The organism is Methylobacterium sp. A49B (assembly GCF_053346215.1).
Genome location: NZ_JBKFBO010000068.1, coordinates 21,581 through 39,493, shown reverse-complemented (window position 1 = coordinate 39,493; position 17,913 = coordinate 21,581). Strand labels below are relative to the sequence as shown.

17 protein-coding genes are annotated in these 17,913 nt (G+C 72.2%); 13 read left to right on the top strand and 4 right to left on the bottom strand.

Annotated elements, in window-relative coordinates; all coding sequences use genetic code 11:
- Positions 1 to 141 precede the first annotated feature (141 nt).
- Positions 142 to 1,359 carry an FAD-dependent oxidoreductase gene (locus ACLBX9_RS06260; RefSeq protein ID WP_447718295.1) on the bottom strand — a complete coding sequence of 406 codons (1,218 nt, stop codon included), beginning with the start codon at positions 1,357 to 1,359 and terminating at the stop codon, positions 142 to 144.
- Between the two features lie 22 nt (positions 1,360 to 1,381).
- Positions 1,382 to 1,879, bottom strand: a complete 498-nt coding sequence (locus tag ACLBX9_RS06255; protein WP_010686147.1) for a CinA family protein — start codon at positions 1,877 to 1,879, stop codon at positions 1,382 to 1,384.
- Between the two features lie 103 nt (positions 1,880 to 1,982).
- Between ACLBX9_RS06255 and ACLBX9_RS06250 the strand changes: the two genes are divergently transcribed.
- On the top strand, positions 1,983 to 2,381 hold the full coding sequence (locus tag ACLBX9_RS06250) for an MAPEG family protein (RefSeq protein WP_010686146.1): 399 nt from the start codon (positions 1,983 to 1,985) through the stop codon (positions 2,379 to 2,381).
- A gap of 131 nt (positions 2,382 to 2,512) precedes the next feature.
- Here the strand turns inward: ACLBX9_RS06250 and ACLBX9_RS06245 are convergent, their stop codons facing one another.
- On the bottom strand, positions 2,513 to 3,844 hold the full coding sequence (locus tag ACLBX9_RS06245; protein ID WP_010686145.1) for a bifunctional 2-C-methyl-D-erythritol 4-phosphate cytidylyltransferase/2-C-methyl-D-erythritol 2,4-cyclodiphosphate synthase: 1,332 nt from the start codon (positions 3,842 to 3,844) through the stop codon (positions 2,513 to 2,515).
- A gap of 173 nt (positions 3,845 to 4,017) precedes the next feature.
- On the opposite strand from ACLBX9_RS06245, the gene dusB reads away from it, so the two are divergent.
- From dusB to ntrC, 3 genes are read left to right on the top strand one after another with little or no spacing between them, the layout of a single operon-like run.
- Entirely contained in the window at positions 4,018 to 5,043 is a 1,026-nt protein-coding gene (dusB, locus tag ACLBX9_RS06240) for a tRNA dihydrouridine synthase DusB (protein ID WP_447718294.1), read from the top strand.
- Positions 5,040 to 6,182 (top strand): two-component system sensor histidine kinase NtrB, encoded by a 1,143-nt coding sequence (locus tag ACLBX9_RS06235; RefSeq protein ID WP_010686143.1) that lies wholly within the window; start codon positions 5,040 to 5,042, stop codon positions 6,180 to 6,182. The genes dusB and ACLBX9_RS06235 overlap by 4 nt, the downstream gene beginning before the upstream one ends.
- Positions 6,183 to 6,230: 48 nt before the next feature.
- Positions 6,231 to 7,697 (top strand): nitrogen regulation protein NR(I), encoded by a 1,467-nt coding sequence (gene ntrC / locus ACLBX9_RS06230; RefSeq protein ID WP_010686142.1) that lies wholly within the window; start codon positions 6,231 to 6,233, stop codon positions 7,695 to 7,697.
- A gap of 334 nt (positions 7,698 to 8,031) precedes the next feature.
- Here ntrC and ACLBX9_RS06225 read toward each other — a convergent pair whose 3' ends face one another.
- The gene (locus ACLBX9_RS06225) at positions 8,032 to 8,301 is read right to left on the bottom strand and encodes a hypothetical protein (RefSeq protein WP_010686141.1); all 270 of its coding nucleotides are present in this window, start codon (positions 8,299 to 8,301) and stop codon (positions 8,032 to 8,034) included.
- An 88-nt stretch (positions 8,302 to 8,389) separates the two neighbouring features.
- Here ACLBX9_RS06225 and ACLBX9_RS06220 point away from each other — a divergent pair, with 88 nt between their 5' ends.
- The 9 genes from ACLBX9_RS06220 (at position 8,390) to rarD (ending at position 17,886) form a co-directional block, all read left to right on the top strand.
- Positions 8,390 to 8,563, top strand: coding sequence for a ribosome modulation factor (locus ACLBX9_RS06220; protein ID WP_010686140.1), 174 nt, complete (start codon positions 8,390 to 8,392; stop codon positions 8,561 to 8,563).
- Positions 8,564 to 8,670: 107 nt separating this feature from the next.
- The gene (gene metC / locus ACLBX9_RS06215) at positions 8,671 to 9,861 is read left to right on the top strand and encodes a cystathionine beta-lyase (RefSeq protein WP_010686139.1); all 1,191 of its coding nucleotides are present in this window, start codon (positions 8,671 to 8,673) and stop codon (positions 9,859 to 9,861) included.
- Entirely contained in the window at positions 9,858 to 11,291 is a 1,434-nt protein-coding gene (locus ACLBX9_RS06210; protein WP_010686138.1) for an MmgE/PrpD family protein, read from the top strand. Before metC ends, ACLBX9_RS06210 begins: the two co-directional genes overlap by 4 nt.
- Positions 11,292 to 11,500: 209 nt before the next feature.
- Positions 11,501 to 13,222 carry an ArnT family glycosyltransferase gene (locus ACLBX9_RS06205; protein WP_447718293.1) on the top strand — a complete coding sequence of 574 codons (1,722 nt, stop codon included), beginning with the start codon at positions 11,501 to 11,503 and terminating at the stop codon, positions 13,220 to 13,222.
- Positions 13,219 to 13,986 carry a glycosyltransferase family 2 protein gene (locus ACLBX9_RS06200; RefSeq protein ID WP_447718292.1) on the top strand — a complete coding sequence of 256 codons (768 nt, stop codon included), beginning with the start codon at positions 13,219 to 13,221 and terminating at the stop codon, positions 13,984 to 13,986. Before ACLBX9_RS06205 ends, ACLBX9_RS06200 begins: the two co-directional genes overlap by 4 nt.
- Complete coding sequence (locus ACLBX9_RS06195; protein ID WP_010686135.1) at positions 13,980 to 14,312, top strand: lipid-A-disaccharide synthase N-terminal domain-containing protein; 333 nt, start codon at positions 13,980 to 13,982, stop codon at positions 14,310 to 14,312. The genes ACLBX9_RS06200 and ACLBX9_RS06195 overlap by 7 nt, the downstream gene beginning before the upstream one ends.
- Positions 14,309 to 14,908: a pyridoxamine 5'-phosphate oxidase family protein gene (locus ACLBX9_RS06190; protein WP_447718291.1), complete on the top strand. Its 600-nt coding sequence runs from the start codon at positions 14,309 to 14,311 to the stop codon at positions 14,906 to 14,908. The genes ACLBX9_RS06195 and ACLBX9_RS06190 overlap by 4 nt, the downstream gene beginning before the upstream one ends.
- A gap of 264 nt (positions 14,909 to 15,172) precedes the next feature.
- A complete protein-coding gene (locus ACLBX9_RS06185; RefSeq protein WP_447718290.1) occupies positions 15,173 to 16,855 on the top strand; it encodes a methyl-accepting chemotaxis protein in 1,683 nt (560 codons plus the stop codon).
- A 110-nt stretch (positions 16,856 to 16,965) separates the two neighbouring features.
- The gene (rarD, locus tag ACLBX9_RS06180; RefSeq protein WP_447718289.1) at positions 16,966 to 17,886 is read left to right on the top strand and encodes an EamA family transporter RarD; all 921 of its coding nucleotides are present in this window, start codon (positions 16,966 to 16,968) and stop codon (positions 17,884 to 17,886) included.
- Positions 17,887 to 17,913: the final 27 nt, after the last annotated feature.

The following is a 17,913-nucleotide window of genomic DNA, read 5'->3' as shown; positions in this document are numbered from 1 at the left end:
GCGCAGCGGAGGCCTCGAAGGCGCCCTCCAATCGGCCGCGCTATCCCTTGAGCGCTCCTTCGAGGTCCGCTGACGCAGGCACCTCAGGATGAGGGGGAGGGTGGGGATCACTGGCGCGGCGAGCTGCCCGCAAGGACGGCGTCAGGCCCGCATCGGCACGCGCACGTGCTCGGGCCGCACACCCATCCCGATCATCCGCGCCGGCAGGACCTGGAGCGGTCGCACCGCATCGAGGATCCGGAGCGCCAGCGGCGCCCGGAACGGCGCGTCGGCCGCAAGCGAGGCCGCGATCACGCGGGACTGGATCACCCGCTGCAGCGCCTGCGTCGCCCGAACGGGGAACATCCGCCGGGCCTGGACCCGGGCGAGGTCGGCCTCGGCAACGGGTCCGGCCCTCAGCGGCTCGGCCAGGAGATTGGCCGCCGCCACCGCATCCTGGATCGCGAGGTTGATCCCGACGCCACCCACCGGCGACATCGCGTGCGCGGCGTCACCGATGCAGAGCAGCCCCGGGCGGTGCCAGCAATCGAGCCGGTCGACGGTGACGGTCAGGAGCTTGACGGCGTCCCAGTCGGCGATGGCGTCGGTGCGGTCGGCCAGGAACGGCGCAATCTGCGCCACCGCGGCCCGGAACGCCGGCAGGCCCTTCGCGCGCAGCGCCGCGTCGCCGCCCTTCGGCACCACGTAGGCACATTGCCACGCATCGCCCCGGTCGAGGGTGATCAGGATCCGCCCCGGCCCGAACCGGCCGGCCGCCGCCTCCGGATCTCCGTCCCGGCGCGGCAGGCGGAACCACAGCACGTCGATGGGTGCCCCGAAGGCGCGGGGTATGAAGCCGGCCTGCGCACGCATCCGCGAATGGCGGCCGTCCGCGCAGAGCACGAGGTCGGACCGGATCTCGACCGGACCGTCCGGCCCGGTCGCGCGCACCCCCGCGACGCGGCCCTGCTCCGCGATCAGGTCCTGCGCCTCGGTGCGGCGGAGCAGGCGAAAGGTCGGATAGCGCCCAGCCTCGCCGGCCAGGAAGTCCAGGAAATCCCATTGCGGCATGAACGACAGGAAGCGGTTCCGGGTCGGCAGCCGGCTGAAATCCGCGACCCGGTAGCTGCGCCCGGCCACGACGCCCGAGAAGTTCTCGACGCGGCGCTGCGGAAGGGCACGGAAGCGCTCGGTGAATCCGAGTTCGTCCATCAGGTCGAGGGTGGAGGGATGAATCGTATCGCCGCGGAAGTCGCGCAGGAAATCCGCGTGCTTCTCTAGGACGAGCACGTCGATTCCGGCCCGCGCGAAAAGCAGCCCGGCCATCATCCCGGCGGGACCGCCGCCGACGACGCAGAGGCGGGTCTTCACCGTGTCCATGGCCGTCCTCCCCGAACCGTGATCAGTTGCCCAAGGCATTCTCCAGGAGGCCGAGCGCGTCGGCCACGGCGGCCCGGCGGATGCCCGCGCGACCCAGATCGCCGTAGCGCCGCTCCAGATGGCGCGCGGCGCCATCCCGCAGCGCGAGACCGAAATGGACCAGCCCCACCGGCTTCCCGGCGCTGCCCCCGCCCGGGCCGGCGATGCCGGTGATCGCCACGGCCACGGAGGCCGGTGCCGCGGCGAGCGTTCCGATGGCCATCGCCCGCGCGACCGGCTCGCTGACGGCGCCGTGCTGGCGGATCACGTCCATCGGAACGCCGATCGCCTCGGCCTTCGCCGCATTGGAATAAGTGACGAAGCCGCGCTCCAGAACGGCGGAAGACCCGGGAACGGCGGTAAGCAGGCCAGCCACGAGGCCGCCGGTGCAGGACTCGGCCGTGGCGATGGTGCACCCGGCCGCCGCGTAGGCTGCCACCAGAGCCTCAGCCCGGGCGAGAAGCTCGGCGTCGTCGATCATCGCGAACGGGCTCCCCTCGGACGGTCACGCCCTATCTCGTGTTGTGACTCAAGGCCGAGCCGGGCTCAAGGACCGGCGGCCCCAACCCGGAGACACCCCATCCATGATCTTCCCCGCGACCACGGCCTTCTTTGCTGGGCTGCTCGCCCTCGTCTACCTGGGCCTGTCGGGATGGGTGATCGGGAGCCGGGTCTCCGACAACGTCCTGCTCGGCGACGGCGGCGACGACGCGGTGCTCAAGCGTATTCGCTCGCACGCCAATTTCTCGGAATACGTGCCGCTGGCGCTCATCCTGATCGGCCTGCTGGAAGCCGGCGGCGGCGGCCACGGGCTGGTGCAAGGGCTGCTGGTCGCGCTCCTCGTCGGCCGGATCCTGCACCCGATCGGGATGTTCGCGCCGCCGAACTCCCCGCGTCAGTTCGCCTGCCGGGGCGGCGGCATCCTGCTGACGCTGGCGACGCTCGGCGTCGCCGCGATCGCGCTGCTCCTTCGCACGGCCTGAGGCGGGTCACGGAACAGAGAGCCAGTCACGGTCTGCCGACAGCGCCCGCGCGACAATCGTTGCCCGCCAGGAAGGACGCGCGTGTTCCCCACGACCGCGTCTCGGGAGCCCGCGGCCGGGAACGGAAACGATCAGCCCTGCCGCATCGCCGTCTCGGCCTGGGCATCGAGGGCGGGGCCGTCCTCCTCGGGCAGCCGCACGGTCGCGGCGGCCTGGGCGGCGAGCCCCTCCGCCCGCCCGACGAAGCCGAGCTTCTCCGTGGTCGTCGCCTTGATGGAGACCGCCGACAGCGGCACGCCCGCGATGGCCGCGATGCGTGCCCGGATCTCCTCGCGGTGCTTTCCGATGCGCGGCGCCTCGGCCAGCACGGTGATGTCGAGGTGGTCGATGCGGCCGCCGCGGGCTCGGACGAGGTCGCAGGCATGGGCGAGGAACTGGTCCGAGGATGCGCCGCGCCAGCGCTCGTCTGAGGGCGGGAAATGCGTTCCGATATCGCCGTCCGCGATGGCGCCCAGCAGTGCGTCGGTCAGCGCGTGGAGCGCCACGTCCCCGTCGGAATGGGCGAGCACGCCGCGGTCGGCCGGGATCTTCACGCCGCCCAGCCAGACATGGTCGCCGGTGGTGAAGGCGTGCACGTCGAAGCCGGTGCCGAGGCGGGTGACGTAGGTGGTCATGGCGCGGGCTCCGGGCGCTGGCGTCTCAAGGGTTTCCGACGCGAAGGCGCGGTCGGCCTCGATCAGGTCGGCGGGCTGTGTAATCTTGCGGTTGGCGACATCGCCGGCAAAAACCACCACCGGTAAGCCGGCCCATTCGGCCAGCGCGCCGTCGTCGGTGAAGCCGTCGAGGCCCTGCGCGGCGGCGTCCCGGTGGGCGCCGAGCAGCGGGCCGAAGGCGAAGGCCTGGGGCGTCTGCACCGCGCGCAGGTGCTCCCGGGGTGGGGTCTCGTGCACCCGGCCGATGCCCGGAGCGATGTCGACCACGCGCTTGACCGTGTCGGTCACCGGCACGCCGGGCACGGCCGCGCCGTGATCCCGGCCCGCCCCGATCGCGCGGGCGATCAGCGCCGCGTCCACATAGGGGCGCGCCGCGTCGTGGACCAGCACGATCTCGGGCTCGGCGCCCGCCGCCAGAGCCTCCAGCCCGGCCCGCACGGAGAGCTGGCGCGTGGCGCCGCCCTCGACGGGCTCGGCGATCTTCGTCCGGACCGCGGGAGCGAGCTCGTCGAGGCAAGAGCGGAAGAACTCCGCCGCGTCGGCCGCGATCACCGGCTGAATCCGGTCGATCGCGTCCTGGGCGGCGAGGGCGGCCAGCGTCCGCGTCAGGACCGCCTGCCCGCCGACGCGGCGGTACTGCTTGGGCGTGCCGCCGCCGATGCGGATACCGCGGCCCGCCGCCACCACCACCGCGGCGACGCCGGTTCCCGCACTGGCAGGTCCGGTGGCTGGTGTGCCGGTGGCGGACATGGGCGAATGTCTCGTGGATTCCTGAAGCATGCAGGGCGGCGGCCGGCGCGCGGGTCGGCCGTGCCGCCGGAGCTCTGCCGCGGCGGGTGCCCGTCGTTTAAGCGGGGGAGGGTTCGAAATCAACGCGCGGCCCCGCTTGCCAGCGGACCGGCCTTGCCTCATTGTTGTGCAGAATGGCGACTGATCATTATTTGAGCGCGCTGCGCCGCGGAGCTGCGAATGCCGGAGCGGTGGAAGCCCGTCCGCTCTGCCTGCTCGCGCCCCTGTCGGGCGTCACCGACCTTCACATGCGTCGCATCGCCCGCCGCTCCGGGGCCGACGCGGTGATCTCCGAGATGGTAGCGGCGCGGGATCTCGCCCGCGGGTCCGGCGAGGCGGCCCTGCGCGCGGAGGGGACCGGCGTCGACCTCCACGTGGTTCAGCTCGTCGGCTGCGAGGCGAACCCGATGGCGGAGGCCGCCCGGATGGCGGAGGCCGGCGGTGCCCACGTGATCGACGTGAACATGGGCTGTCCGGCCAAGATCGTCACCGGCGTGGCCTCGGGCTCGGCGCTGATGCGCGACCTCGACCATGCGGAGCGCCTGCTCGCGGCGGTCCGCGGAGCGGTCTCGGTGCCGGTCACGGTCAAGATGCGCCTCGGCTGGGATGATGCGAGCCGGAACGCCGCGGATCTCGCCGTCCGCTCCGAGCGGCTGGGCCTGAACGCCGTGACGGTCCACGGGCGGACCCGGCAGCAATTCTACAAGGGCCAGGCCGACTGGACGGCGATCCGCGACGTGGTCGAGGCGGTGTCGATCCCGGTGATCGCCAACGGCGACGTGGTTGATCTCGCCAGCGCCCGCGCCTGCCTGGCGGCCTCGGGAGCCGCAGGGGTGATGATCGGGCGGGCCGCCACCGGTCGGCCCTGGCTGGTCGGCCGGATCGCGGCGGCCCTTGCCGGCCGGCCCGCCTCCGAGCCCGCCCGGGCGGAACAGGCTGCCCTCGCTGCCGAGCACTACACCGGCCTTCTGTCGCTCTACGGACGCGACATGGGGGTGCGGCATGCCCGCAAGCACCTCGCCGCCTATGCCGAGACCGGCGGCGCGCTGCATCCGGCCGAGCGCTCGGCGCTCCTGACGACCACCGATCCGGGAATCGCGCTCACGCTGCTGGCCCGGGCCTTCGCAGGTCCGGCGGACACGGTCCGGGAGGCCGCGTGACCGACGAGTCCCTCCCCCCGGAGAGCGGCGGCCGGCGCGACACCGCCGCGGAGGCCGTGCTCAACGCCCTGCCGCTCCCCGTCCTGACGATCGGCGGCGACGAGCGGATCCTCCACTGCAACCACGCGGCCGAGGCCTTCTTCGACTACTCCGCCCGGCTGATGCAGCGCCGCCGCCTGCGCGACATCATCCCGTTCGCCTCGCCGATCATCGCGCTGGTGGCCGAGGTGCGTCGCCGCCGCGCCAGCGTCAGCGAGTACCGGGTCGAGCTGACCCAGCCCCGGCTCGGGCTGGAGCGCAGCGTCGACGTCTTCGCGACGCCGCTCGGCGACGACGGCGACTCCGTGGTGATGATGCTCCAGGAGCGCACCATCGCCGACAAGATGAACCGACAGCTCACCCATCGGGGCGCCGCGCGCTCGATGGTGGCGCTCGGCGCCATGCTGGCCCACGAGATCAAGAATCCGCTGGCGGGCATCCGCGGCGCCGCGCAGCTCCTGGAGAGCACCGGCGCCGAGGAGGACCGGATGCTCACCCGGCTGATCTGCGACGAATCCGACCGGATCGTCCGCATCGTCGAGCGCATGGAACTCTTCGGCGACGAGCGTCCCTCCGACCGGGGCGCCGTCAATGTCCACGGGGTTCTCGATCAGGTGAAGCGCTCGGCGCAGTCGGGCTTCGCGCGGCATATCCGCTTCATCGAGACCTACGACCCGTCGCTGCCGCCGGTGCTCGGCAACCGCGACCAGCTGGTTCAGGTCATCCTCAACCTCGTGAAGAACGCCGCCGAGGCGATCGGGCCGGACGCCGTCGAGGGCGAGATCACCCTGTCGACCGCCTTCCGCACCGGCCTGCGGCTCCAAGTGCCGGGCTCGCGCGAGCGCGTCAGCCTGCCGATCGAGGTGGCGGTGCGCGACAACGGCCCGGGCATCTCGGCCGACCTGCTGCCCGACCTGTTCGACCCGTTCGTCACCACCAAGGCTCAAGGCTCCGGCCTGGGTCTTGCTTTGGTGGCCAAGATCGTCGGCGATCACGGCGGGATCGTCGAGTGCGATCCCGCCCCGCGCCGCACGGCGTTCCGCATCCTTCTGCCGATGTCGAGTGCCCGGGACGGGCGCGAATCGGCGGTCGATCCGTGATGTCGAATCCCACATCCGGCCCCCCGTCGGAGGTCTGAGTAGAGAGTCATGCCGAACGGCCACATCATCGTCGCCGACGACGACGCCGCCATCCGCACCGTGCTCAACCAAGCGCTGTCACGGGCGGGCTACGAGGTGCGCTCGACGGGCAACTGCGCCACCCTCTGGCGCTGGGTCGCGCAGGGGGAGGGCGACCTCGTCATCACCGACGTGGTGATGCCCGACGAGAACGTGTTCGACCTGCTGCCGCGCATCAAGCGCGTGCGCCCCGAGCTGCCGATCATCGTGATGAGCGCGCAGAACACCTTCATGACGGCGATCCGAGCCTCGGAGCGGGGCGCCTACGAGTACCTGCCGAAGCCCTTCGACCTGAAGGAGCTGATCGCCATCGTGGGCCGGGCGCTCTCGCGCCCCCGCGGCGCGGCGCCGGCCGGGGCGCCCCCCGAGAACGAGGACATCCCGCTGGTCGGCCGCTCGCCGGCCATGCAGGAGATCTATCGGGCCCTCGCCCGGCTGATGCCCACCGACCTGACCGTGATGATCACCGGCGAGTCCGGCACCGGCAAGGAGCTGGTCGCCCGGGCGCTGCACGATTACGGCCGCCGCCGCACCGGCCCGTTCGTGCCGGTCAACATGGCGGCGATCCCGCGCGACCTGATCGAGTCCGAGCTGTTCGGCCACGAGAAGGGCGCGTTCACGGGGGCGCTCCAGCGCTCCGCCGGCCGGTTCGAGCAGGCCGAGGGCGGCACGCTGTTCCTCGACGAGATCGGCGACATGCCCATGGAGGCGCAGACCCGCCTGCTGCGCGTCCTGCAGCAGGGCGAGTACACCACGGTGGGCGGCCGGGTGCCGATCAAGACCAACGTCCGGATCATCGCGGCGACCAACAAGGACCTGCGGATCTCGATCCAGCAGGGCATCTTTCGCGAGGATCTGTTCTTCCGCCTCAACGTCGTTCCGCTGCGGCTGCCGGCCCTGCGGGAGCGGTCCGAGGACGTACCGGACCTCGTCCGCCACTTCTTCGTGCTGGTGGAGCGCGAGGGCCTCACCCGCAAGACGCTGGACGGCGACGCCATGGAGCGGCTCAAGCGCTACCGCTGGCCCGGCAACGTCCGCGAACTGGAAAACCTCGTCCGGCGGCTCGCCGCGCTCTACCCGCAGGAGACGATCACCGGCCCGGTGATCGAGGCCGAGCTCGACACCCTTCCGCTGGCCGCGCCCGCCAACCCGAACGCCAACGGCGGCGCCCGCAAGGCCGGGGCTGAGTCCGAGAGCCTCTCGAGCGCGGTGGAGCGCCACCTCTCGGATTATTTCTCGGGTTACCGGGACACGCTGCCGCCCCCCGGCCTCTATCACCGGATCCTGCGGGAGATCGAAGGCCCGCTGATCGGCGCGGCGCTGGCCGCCACCCGCGGCAATCAGATTCGCGCAGCGGAGCTCCTCGGGGTCAACCGCAACACCCTTCGCAAGAAGGTGCGCGACCTCGACCTGCAGGTCTTTCGGACGGCTCGGTAGGCGGCCGAGATCCGATACCGCTTCCGGCTGATAGCTTCGGCGCCGCCGTCTTTGCGAGCGCAGCGAAGCAACCCAGTGGCGCTCCGCCCTGGGTCACTTCGCTGCGCGCGTGATGACGGGAGGCGCGCGTCGACCGCAGCGTTCGAATGGTCACCGGTGAAGCAACGCGTCTGCAGACCGGCCTTCCGAACAGTCCCCCGAATTCTCAGGTTCCGCGGCGGCCCCACGGGAATTCCTCGGGCGTCGCGCGGCAGCCCGGTGGGCCCCTTCAAGGCCTCCGCTGCGCCCCGACCCCTCAGGATCAGGTCCAGGATGGGCATGAGGCTGCGGGCGCTCAGCGTCCAGGCAGGATCGGGTCGCCGCGCATCAACGCGTGCAGACGCTCGGTATCGAAGCCGTTCGGGATACTGGGAACAGCGGGCTTCGTGGCGGGCGTGGCCTTGGCCGGCGCCGGGAGCGAACCGGTGGCGGACGGCTCGGCCTGGGCGGCGCGGGCCACCGGTGCCGGCGCCAGATGGGCCAGCCGGTCGGCACTGACGAACACGACGACCGCCGTCGAGGCCAGGACGAGGACGCCGCCGAAGAGGGAACGCAGGATACGCACGCGACGACCCGGGACGCGACTTGAGACGGCAACAGAATAGGGGCGAGGCCGTTAACGAAGCCCCACCCCCAATCTTCGGGAGGCGATATTGACCAACGCCCAGGCCACTGCGAGCGACAGCCCGTTCATCCAGGGCCGCAACGCCCGCCTCTACGGCAAGCCCGTCAGCGAATGCCCCTATCCGGAGGGTTCGCAGGAGCGCGCGGCCTGGATGGAGGCCTACGAGGAGGCCGTGAACTCCGACCCGCCCGAGAAGCCGTGAACACGGGGCATGTTTGACCTGAGCGGGGCAGCACGGGGTATCCGGCTTGACCTCGACGGGCGAGGGGCGCTTCGTGCACCGCAGCGCAACCCCATCGCCGAGCCCCGATGTCCCTGAAGCCCTCGCCCGACGCCAAGCAGACTTTCGCGCCCGCAACGCGCCTCGTCCATGCGGGTCGGGATCCGGGGGAGCAGCACGGCTTCGTCAACACGCCGATCTACCGCGGCTCGACGGTCCTCTATCCGACCTACGACGCGATCAAGCACCGGCGCGGGCGCTACAATTACGGGACGTCGGCGACGCCCACCATGGACGCGCTGACGGCGGCCTGGACGGAACTGGCCGGCGCCGCCGGGACGGTGGTGACGCCCTCGGGCCTCGCGGCGCTGACGGTCGCGCTGATGGCCGCGGTCTCGGCGGGCGACCACCTCCTCGTCACCGATTCCGCCTACCGGCCGACCCGCCAGTTCTGCGACGGCGTGCTGGCCCGCTACGGCGTCGCGGTCACCTACTACGACCCGATCATCGGGGCCGGCATCGCGGAACTGATGCGCCCGAACACCCGGGCGGTGCTGGTCGAGGCGCCCGGATCGCAGAGCTTCGAGATGCAGGACGTCCCGGCCATCGCCGCCGTCGCACACGCCCACGACGCCTGCGTGATCATGGACAACACCTGGGCGACGCCGCTGCTGTTCCCGCCGCACGAGCGGGGCGTCGACATCGCCGTGGAGGCCGGCACCAAGTACCTGAGCGGCGGCTCGGACCTGCTGATCGGCCTCACCTCCGCCAACGCCCGGTACTTTCCGGCGGTGCGCCGGACCTTCGATCATTTCGCCATGTGCGCGGGCGCGGAAGACATCTTCCTCGCGCTGCGCGGCATGCGCACCATGAACCTTCGGTTGCGCGAGCACGGCCGCGCGGGCCTCGAGATGGCGCAGTGGCTCCAGGCGCGGCCGGAAGTGCTGCGCGTCCTCCATCCCGGGCTGCCGGAGGATCCCGGCCACGCGATCTGGAAGCGCGACTTCTCCGGCGCCTCCGGGCTGTTCGGCGTGATCCTCAAGCCGGTGCCCGAAGCCGCGGTCGCCGCCATGCTGGACGGCCTGCAGCTGTTCGGGATGGGCTTCTCGTGGGGTGGGTTCGAGAGCCTCGTGATCCCGTTCGACTGCGCCGGCTACCGCACCGCCACAAAATGGTCCCCCGGCGGGCCGGCGCTGCGCTTCCACATCGGGCTGGAGGACACCGCCGACCTCAAGGCCGACCTCGACGCCGGCTTCGCGCGCCTGCGGGTCGCCGCGTGAGCGCGCCGACGAGGCGCCGCCTGATCCAGGGCGCCGGCGCGCTCGCCCTCGCGGGCAGCCTGCCCGCCGCGGCCGCGGAGGCGGAGGTCACCGCCCGCCTCGCCCGCTACATGGCGGCCGCGCGGGAACAGGCGCTTCCGCCGGAGGTGCTGACCGCCTGCAAGCACCGGATCCTCGACACCCTGGCCGCGATGGTCTCGGGCGCCCGGATGCGGCCGGGCGAGATGGCTCTTACCTACGTCCGGGGCCTCGGCGGCACCGAGCAGGCGGGTGTCGTGGCCTCCGGCTTCCGGACCACGACGGTCAACGCGGCGCTCGCCAACGCCATGTGCGCCCACGCGGACGAGACCGACGATTTCGAACCGGTGACCAAAGCGCATCCCGGCTGCGCCACCGTGCCGGCGGCCCTGGCGCTCGCCGAGCTGCACGGCAATTCCGGCGCCGAGTTCGTCCGCGCGGTGGCGCTCGGCTACGATCTCTGCTGCCGCCTGCTCCTCGCCCTCGGGCCCGACCTCGTGCGCGGCGCGCACCGGAGCGCCGAGGGCACCAGCTCGACCTTCGGGGCGCTCGGCGCCGCGGCCTCGCTGGCCCGCCTCGACGAGCGCGGCATGCGCTTCGCGCTCTCCTACGCGGCCCAGCAGGTCTCCGGCCTCTGGAGCTGGGTGCGCGACAAGGACCATGTGGAGAAGGCGTTCGACTTCGCCGGCATGGGCGCGCGCAACGGCGTGACCGCGGTGGGCATGGTCGAGGCCGGCCTCACCGGCGTCGCCGACGTGCTCGACGGGCGCCACAACCTGCTCAACGCCCTCTCGACGGCACCCAAGCCCGAGCTGATGCTGGACGGGCTCGGCAGCCGCTTCTTCGTCACCGAGACGGCGATCAAGACCTTCTCGGTGGGCTACCCGATCCAGTCGCCCCTCGACGCGACGCTGATGCTGCGCCGGCAATACGGGCTCACGCCGGAGACCGTGCGGCACATCCTGGTGAAGGTGCCCACGGATGCGGTCGGCATCGTCGGATCGAGCGCCATGCCGGATGTGAGTTGCCAGCACCTCGTGGCGCTGGCCCTGGTGAAGGGTGGCGTCTCCTTTGCCGACAGTCACGATGCCGGCCTGATGCACGATCCCGCGATCGCCGCGGAGCGCGCGAAGGTCGAGCTGGTGGGCGACCCGGCCCTGATGGACCCGGCCGCACCGCGCGGTGCCGTGGTGGCGATCACGCTGGCGGACGGCCGGACCGTGGAGCACCACACCCGCCATCCGCCCGGCACCAAGGAGAACCCGCTGAGCACCGAGGCGGTGAACGCCAAGGCGCGGGACCTGATGGCGCCGGTCCTCGGGCCGGACGCTACGGAGCGCCTGATCGCGCGGGTCAACGCCCTGGAGGCCGTCGCCGACATGCGCGAATTGCGCCCGCTGCTGACGGCGTGACGCGGGAGACCGGGTCTTCGGAGCCGCCGTCGCGGCATGCGCCCGGGAAAGGGCAGCGCGCTTCAGTTTGAAACGCGCCCTTTCCCGGACAGGCGAAGCGAAAGCGGAACCTGATCCGGGATCCTGCACCGGAATTCGCCGCGCCAGCGGCTCCGGATCCGATCCCCTGCATTTGACCTTCCGGCGCGTTCCTGATTGACCGGCCCGGCATGACCACGAGCCTCTCCGCCGGCGGCACGCCGCGCCTCGCCCATGCCGACCGGGTCGGCCGCGGGCTCGACGCGCTGAGCGTCAGCCATGGCCGCGCCGTGGCGGCCCTGCTGGCGCTGTGCCTGGTGATGTTCCTGCCCGGCCAGATCTCGCTGCAGCCGATGGACCGCGACGAGCCCCGCTTCGCCCAGGCCTCCAAGCAGATGCTGGAGACGGGCGACCTCGTCGACATCCGCTTCCAGGGCGAGGCGCGGCACAAGAAGCCGGTGGGGATTTACTGGGCGCAGGCCGCCGCGGTGGCGGCCGGCGAGGCCCTCGGCGTCCCGGAGGCGCGCACGCAGATCGCCCTCTACCGGATTCCGTCGCTGCTGGGAGCGACCGTTTCGGTGCTGCTCGCCTACTGGGCGGCGCTCGCCTTCCTGTCCCGCCGGTTCGCGCTGCTGGCCGCCGCCCTGTACGGCGGGTGCCTGATGCTCGCCGCGGAGGCGCATCTGGCCAAGACCGACGCCCTCCTCGTCGCCTGCGCCACCGCGAGCCTCGGCGCCCTCGCCCGCGCGTGGCTGGCGGCCCGCGACGGCCGCGCTCCGGCGGGGCCGGTCTTCGCGGCCTTCTGGGTCGGGATGGCGCTGGGCATCCTGGTGAAGGGACCGATGGTGCCGCTGTTCGTGGCGCTGCCGGCCCTGATCCTGTCGGTGCAGGCGCGCTCCGGGCGCTGGCTCCTGGCCCTGCGGCCCGTCCCGGGTCTCGCCCTGACGGTGCTGCTGGTGGCGCCCTGGTTCGCCGCCATCGCGTGGAAGAGCGGCGGCGCCTTCTACGCGGAGGCGGTCGGGCACGACATGCTGGGCAAGGTGGGCGGCGCGGCGGAGCGCCATTGGGGGCCGCCCGGCGCCTACGCGCTCGCCTTCTTCGCCACCTTCTGGCCGGGGGCGGCCTTCGCCGCCATGAGCCTGCCCTTCGCGTGGCGGGCGCGGCGCGAGGCCGCCGTGAGCTTCCTGATCGCCGCGGTGCTGCCGGCTTGGCTGATCTTCGAGGCGGTGCCGACCAAGCTGCCCCACTACGTCCTGCCGCTGATGCCGTGGCTCGCGATCCTCACCGTGCTGGCGCTGTCGCGGGGGGCGCTAGACCCGCGGCTGCGGGGCGCGCGCCTCACGGCCCTGCTGCTGCCGGCGATCCCGGCGGCGCTGACCCTCGGCCTCTGCCTCGCCGGCTGGCGCCTCGATGCCCACACGCTCCCGTGGCCCGCGCTGCCGCTGCTCGCCGCTGCCTGCGTGGTCGCGGCGCTGGGATGGCTCGCCTTCGCGCAAGGCTCGGCCGAGCGCGCCCTCGTGCTCGGGGTACTGGCCTCCTGCCTGCTCGGCCCGGCCGTGCTCGGCGTGGCGCAGCTGTCGCTGCCGGCCCTCAAGGTCTCGCCCCGGCTCGCCGCCCTGCGCGACCGGATGCCGTGCCCGAACCCGGAGGTCGCGAGCCTGGGCTACCGCGAGCCGAGCCTCGTCTTCCTCGTTGGCACCGGCCTCGCCCTGCCGCCGGACGGCGCCGCCGCCAAGGCCTTCCTGGAGGGCGGAGGCTGCCGGCTGCTCTTCGTCGAAGCCCGCGACCGCGACGATTTCAACGCGGCCTGGCCGGTGGGGCGGGGGGTGCCCGCGCCGCTGGCCGAGGTCGACGGTTTCAACCTCAACACCGGCCGGCGGGTCTTCGTCACGGCCTACGGGGTGGTGCCGTGAGCGACGTTCCCCACCTCAGCGTCGTCGTGCCGGTGAAGAACGAGGGCGGCAACATCGCGCCGCTCGTCGCCGAGATCGAGGCCGCCTGCGCGGGCCTCGCCTTCGAGGTGATCTACGTGGACGACGGTTCCACGGACGGCACGCCGGCGGCCCTTGCGGCGGCCCGGGCGGGTCGGCCCTGGCTGCGCGTGCTCCGCCACGCCCGGAGCGGCGGCCAGTCTGCGGCGGTGCGCAGCGGGGCGCTCGCCGCCTGTGGCACCATCATCGCGACGCTCGACGGCGACGGCCAGAACGATCCGGCCTTCATCCCCATCCTGCTCGACGCCCTGGAGGCGGCCGGACCGGCTGCCGGCCTCGCCCAGGGGCAGCGGCGCGGTCGCAAGGACGGACGGTTCAAGATGCTGCAGTCGCGCATCGCCAACGGCGTCCGCGGACGGATCCTGAACGACTCCACCCGCGACACCGGCTGCGGTCTCAAGGTCTTCCGCCGCGCCGTGTATCTCCGGCTGCCCTATTTCGACGCCCTGCACCGGTTCATGCCGGCCCTGGTGGCCCGGGAGGGGTTTTCCGTGGTCCATCGTGACGTCGTGGATCGGCCCCGGCTCACCGGCGTGTCGAATTACGGCCTGTTCGACCGCCTCTGGGTCGGGCTCCTCGATCTCGCGGGGGTCTGGTGGCTGATCCGGCGCAAGCGCGCCGATCCGCGGCCGGAGGAGATCGCCCTTCCGGCCGGCGCGCCGGCAGACCAGGACGTCGGATGCTGATCCAGCTTGCCCACGATCTGCCGGACTACTTCTACGACGTGTTCGTCACCCGGATGGATTTCTGGTTGGTGTTCGGCATCGTCGCCCAGGTGGTGTTCGGCTCGCGCTTCATCCTGCAATGGATCGCCAGCGAGCGGGCGGGTCGGAGCGTGATGCCGCTCTCCTTCTGGTTCCTGTCGATCCTCGGCGGGATCATGACCCTGGTCTACGGGTTCGTGCGGCGCGAGCCGGTGATCATCATCGGCCAGGGCCTGTCGACCGGCATCTACCTGCGCAACCTCGCGCTGATCTTCCGGGAGCGGCGCCGGAGGCGCGGCGCGGCATGACCCGCGCGCCGCTGCCGTCCTTCTACGACGATCTCGACGCCACCTACGCCGAGCTGTGGCGGCTCCTGGCGGACGGCGCCGCGCATGGCCGCAGCGGCTTCCACCTGCCGGCGCTGGCAACCCTCGGTGCGGACGGCGCCCCCCGGCTGCGCACCGTGGTGCTGCGCGCGGCCGACGGCGCCGACGGCACCCTGCGGTTCCACTGCGACCGCCGCTCCGACAAGGCCGCCGAGATCCGGGCGCGTCCGGCCTGCGCGCTCGCCGCCTACGACGACGCCGCGAAGGTCCAGATCCGCGTCGAGGGCCGCGCCAGCCTGCACACCGACGACGCCGTCGCGGATGCCGCCTGGGCCGGCTCCCGGGCGATGAGCCGGGTCTGTTACGGGAGCGAGCCCGGTCCCGGCACCGCCCTCCCGGCGGGTGGCGCCTACGCCCTGCCGGACGAGGGGACGGCGGCGCTGGGCCGGCCGAATTTCGCCGCCGTCGTGATCCGGGCGGAGCGGCTGGACTTCCTCTACCTCGACCGCCGCGGTCACCGTCGCGCCGCCTGGCGCCGGAGCGCGCCGCACTGGCAGGGCGGCTGGCTCGCACCCTGAGGGGCCGGTCCGGCGATTCGGTTTCAGGTGGTTGAAGTCGACCTTCCCACGCCACCGTAGGATGAAACGCCATCGCGCCCGTATCTTTTACGATCCAAGCCGTCCCAGCGCAGCGGCTCAAGATCGACTTCGCGGCACCTTCTTTTTAGGCCGCGGCTAAGAGCAACTCATGGAACTCCCCGGCGCCGACGCTTCGCAGGGAGAATGTCCGATGATCGGGCGTTTTTCGAGCGGCTCCAACCAGGGGCCGCGGCGGTGCATTACTTGCTCAAAGTTTCCATTGCTCTCAAGATCGCCGTCGCCTTCGCGTTCATAGCCGCGAATTCGATCGGTTATCTGTGGTACATCTCCCAGCGCATGGCCGCCGCCGACGCGGCCTACACGGCCTATCTCGGCAACGACGCGACGGCGGCCACGATGGCGGCGCGCCTGGGTCGCGTCGTCTATCAGATGAGCTACGTGGCCTTTCGCACCCTCGGCGAGGCCGATCCGGACGAGTCGGATCGCGTCGGGGCCGCGTTCGAGCCGCTCCCGGCCGAGGCGGGAAGGCTCCTCGACGGCGTGCGCCGCAACGCGCCGGGATTGAACGACCGGACCGGCCGGATCGCGGACCTGCTCCAAACCTACGCCACGCTGACCGGCGAGATGTGCGCCATGGCCAAGAAGGGCATGAGCGCCCAGGCGCTGACCCTCGCCCACAAGAAGGTGGACCCGCTCCAGAAGACGCTGTTTGCGGAACTCGAGGCCTTCGCCGACGACCTGAACACGGCGATCCGCGCAGGCTCCGAGGCGCTGAGCGTGGAAACCCGCGCGACCCTGACCTGGGCGATCGGCGTGTCGGCGGGTGGCATCGCGGCCAGCATCCTCATCGGGATGCTGCTGGTGAATGTCGGCGTCACGCGCCCGCTCGGCCACCTCGCCGTCGCCCTGAAGACCATGTCGGCCGGGCACATCGATACGGCGATCCCCGAGGCCAAACGAGCGGACGAGATCGGTGCTATCGGCAAGGCCGTCGAGGGCATCAAGGCTCTGGTTTCTCGACGGGCGAACGAGCAGGCCGAGAGCGAGCGGCTGCTGGCTGCGGCGGCCGCGGCGGACCGCAGCCGGACGCTGCTGCGGCTCGCCGAAGGCTTCGAGGATACGGTCGTCCGGATCATCGGCCATGTCGCCGCCTCCGTCACCGCGCTGCAGACCACAGCCCACACCATGTCCGACACCGCCGGACGGTCCGCCGACCAGTCCACCACCGTGGCGACCGCAGCCGAGGAGGCCGCCCTGAACGTCAACACGGTTGCGAGTGCGGCGGAGCAGCTCGGCGCGTCGGTTCAGGAGATCGGCCGGCAGGTGTTCGGCTCGGCAACCCTCACGCAGGCCGCCGCGTCCGAGGCGGGCCGGACGGCCATCCTGGTCCAGGACCTCAGCGCCGCCGCCGCCAAGGTCGGCGACGTCGTGACGGTGATCGCGGGCATTGCCGGCCAGACCAACCTCCTCGCCTTGAACGCCGCCATCGAGGCGGCTCGGGCCGGGGAGGCGGGCCAGGGCTTCGTCGTCGTCGCCAGCGAGGTCCGGGACCTCGCCGCCCAGGCATCCCGGGCGACCGGCGAGATCTCGGACCAGATCGGCCGCATTCAGGGCGTCACGGCGCAAGCCGTTTCGGAGATTGCCTCGATCCTGGCGCGCATTCGCGACATCGATGCCGCTGCGTCCGCGATCGCGACGGCGGTGGACCAGCAGGAGGTGGCGACTCAGGAGATCGTCCGGAATGTCGCGCAAGCCTCCGCGGGGACGAGCGCGGTCACCGCCACCATGGCGGCCGTCGCCGCCGCTGCCGAGCAGGCCGGGACGGCCTCCGGCGAGGTTCTGACCTCGGCCTCCGCGCTGGCCCGCCAATCGGACGAGCTCGGCGACGAGGTTCGGCGCTTCCTCGCGACGATCCGGGCCGCCTGACGGCAAGCCTCCGGGATGGCAGCCCTGCGCGGCTCCCCCTGACGCCCGGCCGCCGCCCGGGCTAAAGGCTCGGGGCCCGGCTGCCCATCCGGGCCGACCGGGAGGAACTCGTGGGCCTCGTCTACGCGCTCGCCGCCTATCTGAGCTGGGGCCTGCTGGTCCCGCTGCATTTCCGGCTGCTCGGCGCCTACAGCCCCAACCACATCCTGGCGGAACGGATCGTCTGGTCGAGCGTGTTCGCCGGCACCCTGGCCCTGATCCTCGCGGCGCGCCACCGCCTGAACCTGCCGCTGCCCCTGCGACCGCGCCACGCCCTGCTGCTGCTCTCGGCCGCGATGATCGGCGTGAACTGGCTGCTCTACCTCTACGCGATCAGCACCGGGCATCTGCTCGACGCGAGCCTCGGCTACTACATCAACCCGCTGGTCAGCGTGGCCCTCGGCCGCGTGGTGCTCGGGGAGCGCCTCCGGCCGATGCAGGCTGCGGCCGTCGGCGTCGCGACGGCGGGCGTCGGGGTCGCGGTCGTCTGGGCCGGCGAGCTGCCCCTCATGTCCCTGTCGCTGGCGGTGAGCTTCGCGCTCTACGGCCTCGCCCGGAAGATCGTCGGCGTCGACGCGCTCGTCGGATTCCTGGCCGAGACGCTGCTCCTTCTGCCGGCGGCGGTCGCGTGGCTCGTTCTCACGCCCGAGCCCTTCCTGCCTGCGCAGCCGGCGAGCCTCGCGCTCCTGATGCTCACCGGCCTCACTACAGCCCTGCCGCTGATCTGGTTCGCCGCCGCGGCGGTCCGGCTGCGGCTCACCACCCTCGGCCTGCTGCAGTACGTCGCCCCGACCTGCCTGCTCGGGCTCAGCGTCCTGGCCTTCGGCGAGCGTGTGGAGCCGCCGCGAGCCGCGATGCTGGCCCTGATCTGGGTGGCGCTCGCCCTCTACACCGTCGATGCGCTGCGGGGCCGGCGTCGGCCGGGCCCTGCGCCGGCTCCTGCACCCGCTCCTGCACCGGCGCGGTCGGATCCGGACACGATGCGTGTATAAGGAATACCGGTATGAGCCGCCGCGGGG

Coding starts and splice junctions, on each gene's coding strand:
- ACLBX9_RS06250 (WP_010686146.1), top strand. CDS start 1,983: ATGATCTTCCCCGCGACCACGGCCTTCTTTGCTGGGCTGCTCGCCCTC.
- ACLBX9_RS06205 (WP_447718293.1), top strand. CDS start 11,501: ATGACCACGAGCCTCTCCGCCGGCGGCACGCCGCGCCTCGCCCATGCC.
- ACLBX9_RS06245 (WP_010686145.1), bottom strand. CDS start 3,844: ATGTCCGCCACCGGCACACCAGCCACCGGACCTGCCAGTGCGGGAACC.
- ACLBX9_RS06260 (WP_447718295.1), bottom strand. CDS start 1,359: ATGGACACGGTGAAGACCCGCCTCTGCGTCGTCGGCGGCGGTCCCGCC.
- ntrC (WP_010686142.1), top strand. CDS start 6,231: ATGCCGAACGGCCACATCATCGTCGCCGACGACGACGCCGCCATCCGC.
- ACLBX9_RS06190 (WP_447718291.1), top strand. CDS start 14,309: ATGACCCGCGCGCCGCTGCCGTCCTTCTACGACGATCTCGACGCCACC.
- dusB (WP_447718294.1), top strand. CDS start 4,018: ATGGCGACTGATCATTATTTGAGCGCGCTGCGCCGCGGAGCTGCGAAT.
- ACLBX9_RS06195 (WP_010686135.1), top strand. CDS start 13,980: ATGCTGATCCAGCTTGCCCACGATCTGCCGGACTACTTCTACGACGTG.
- ACLBX9_RS06255 (WP_010686147.1), bottom strand. CDS start 1,879: ATGATCGACGACGCCGAGCTTCTCGCCCGGGCTGAGGCTCTGGTGGCA.
- metC (WP_010686139.1), top strand. CDS start 8,671: ATGTCCCTGAAGCCCTCGCCCGACGCCAAGCAGACTTTCGCGCCCGCA.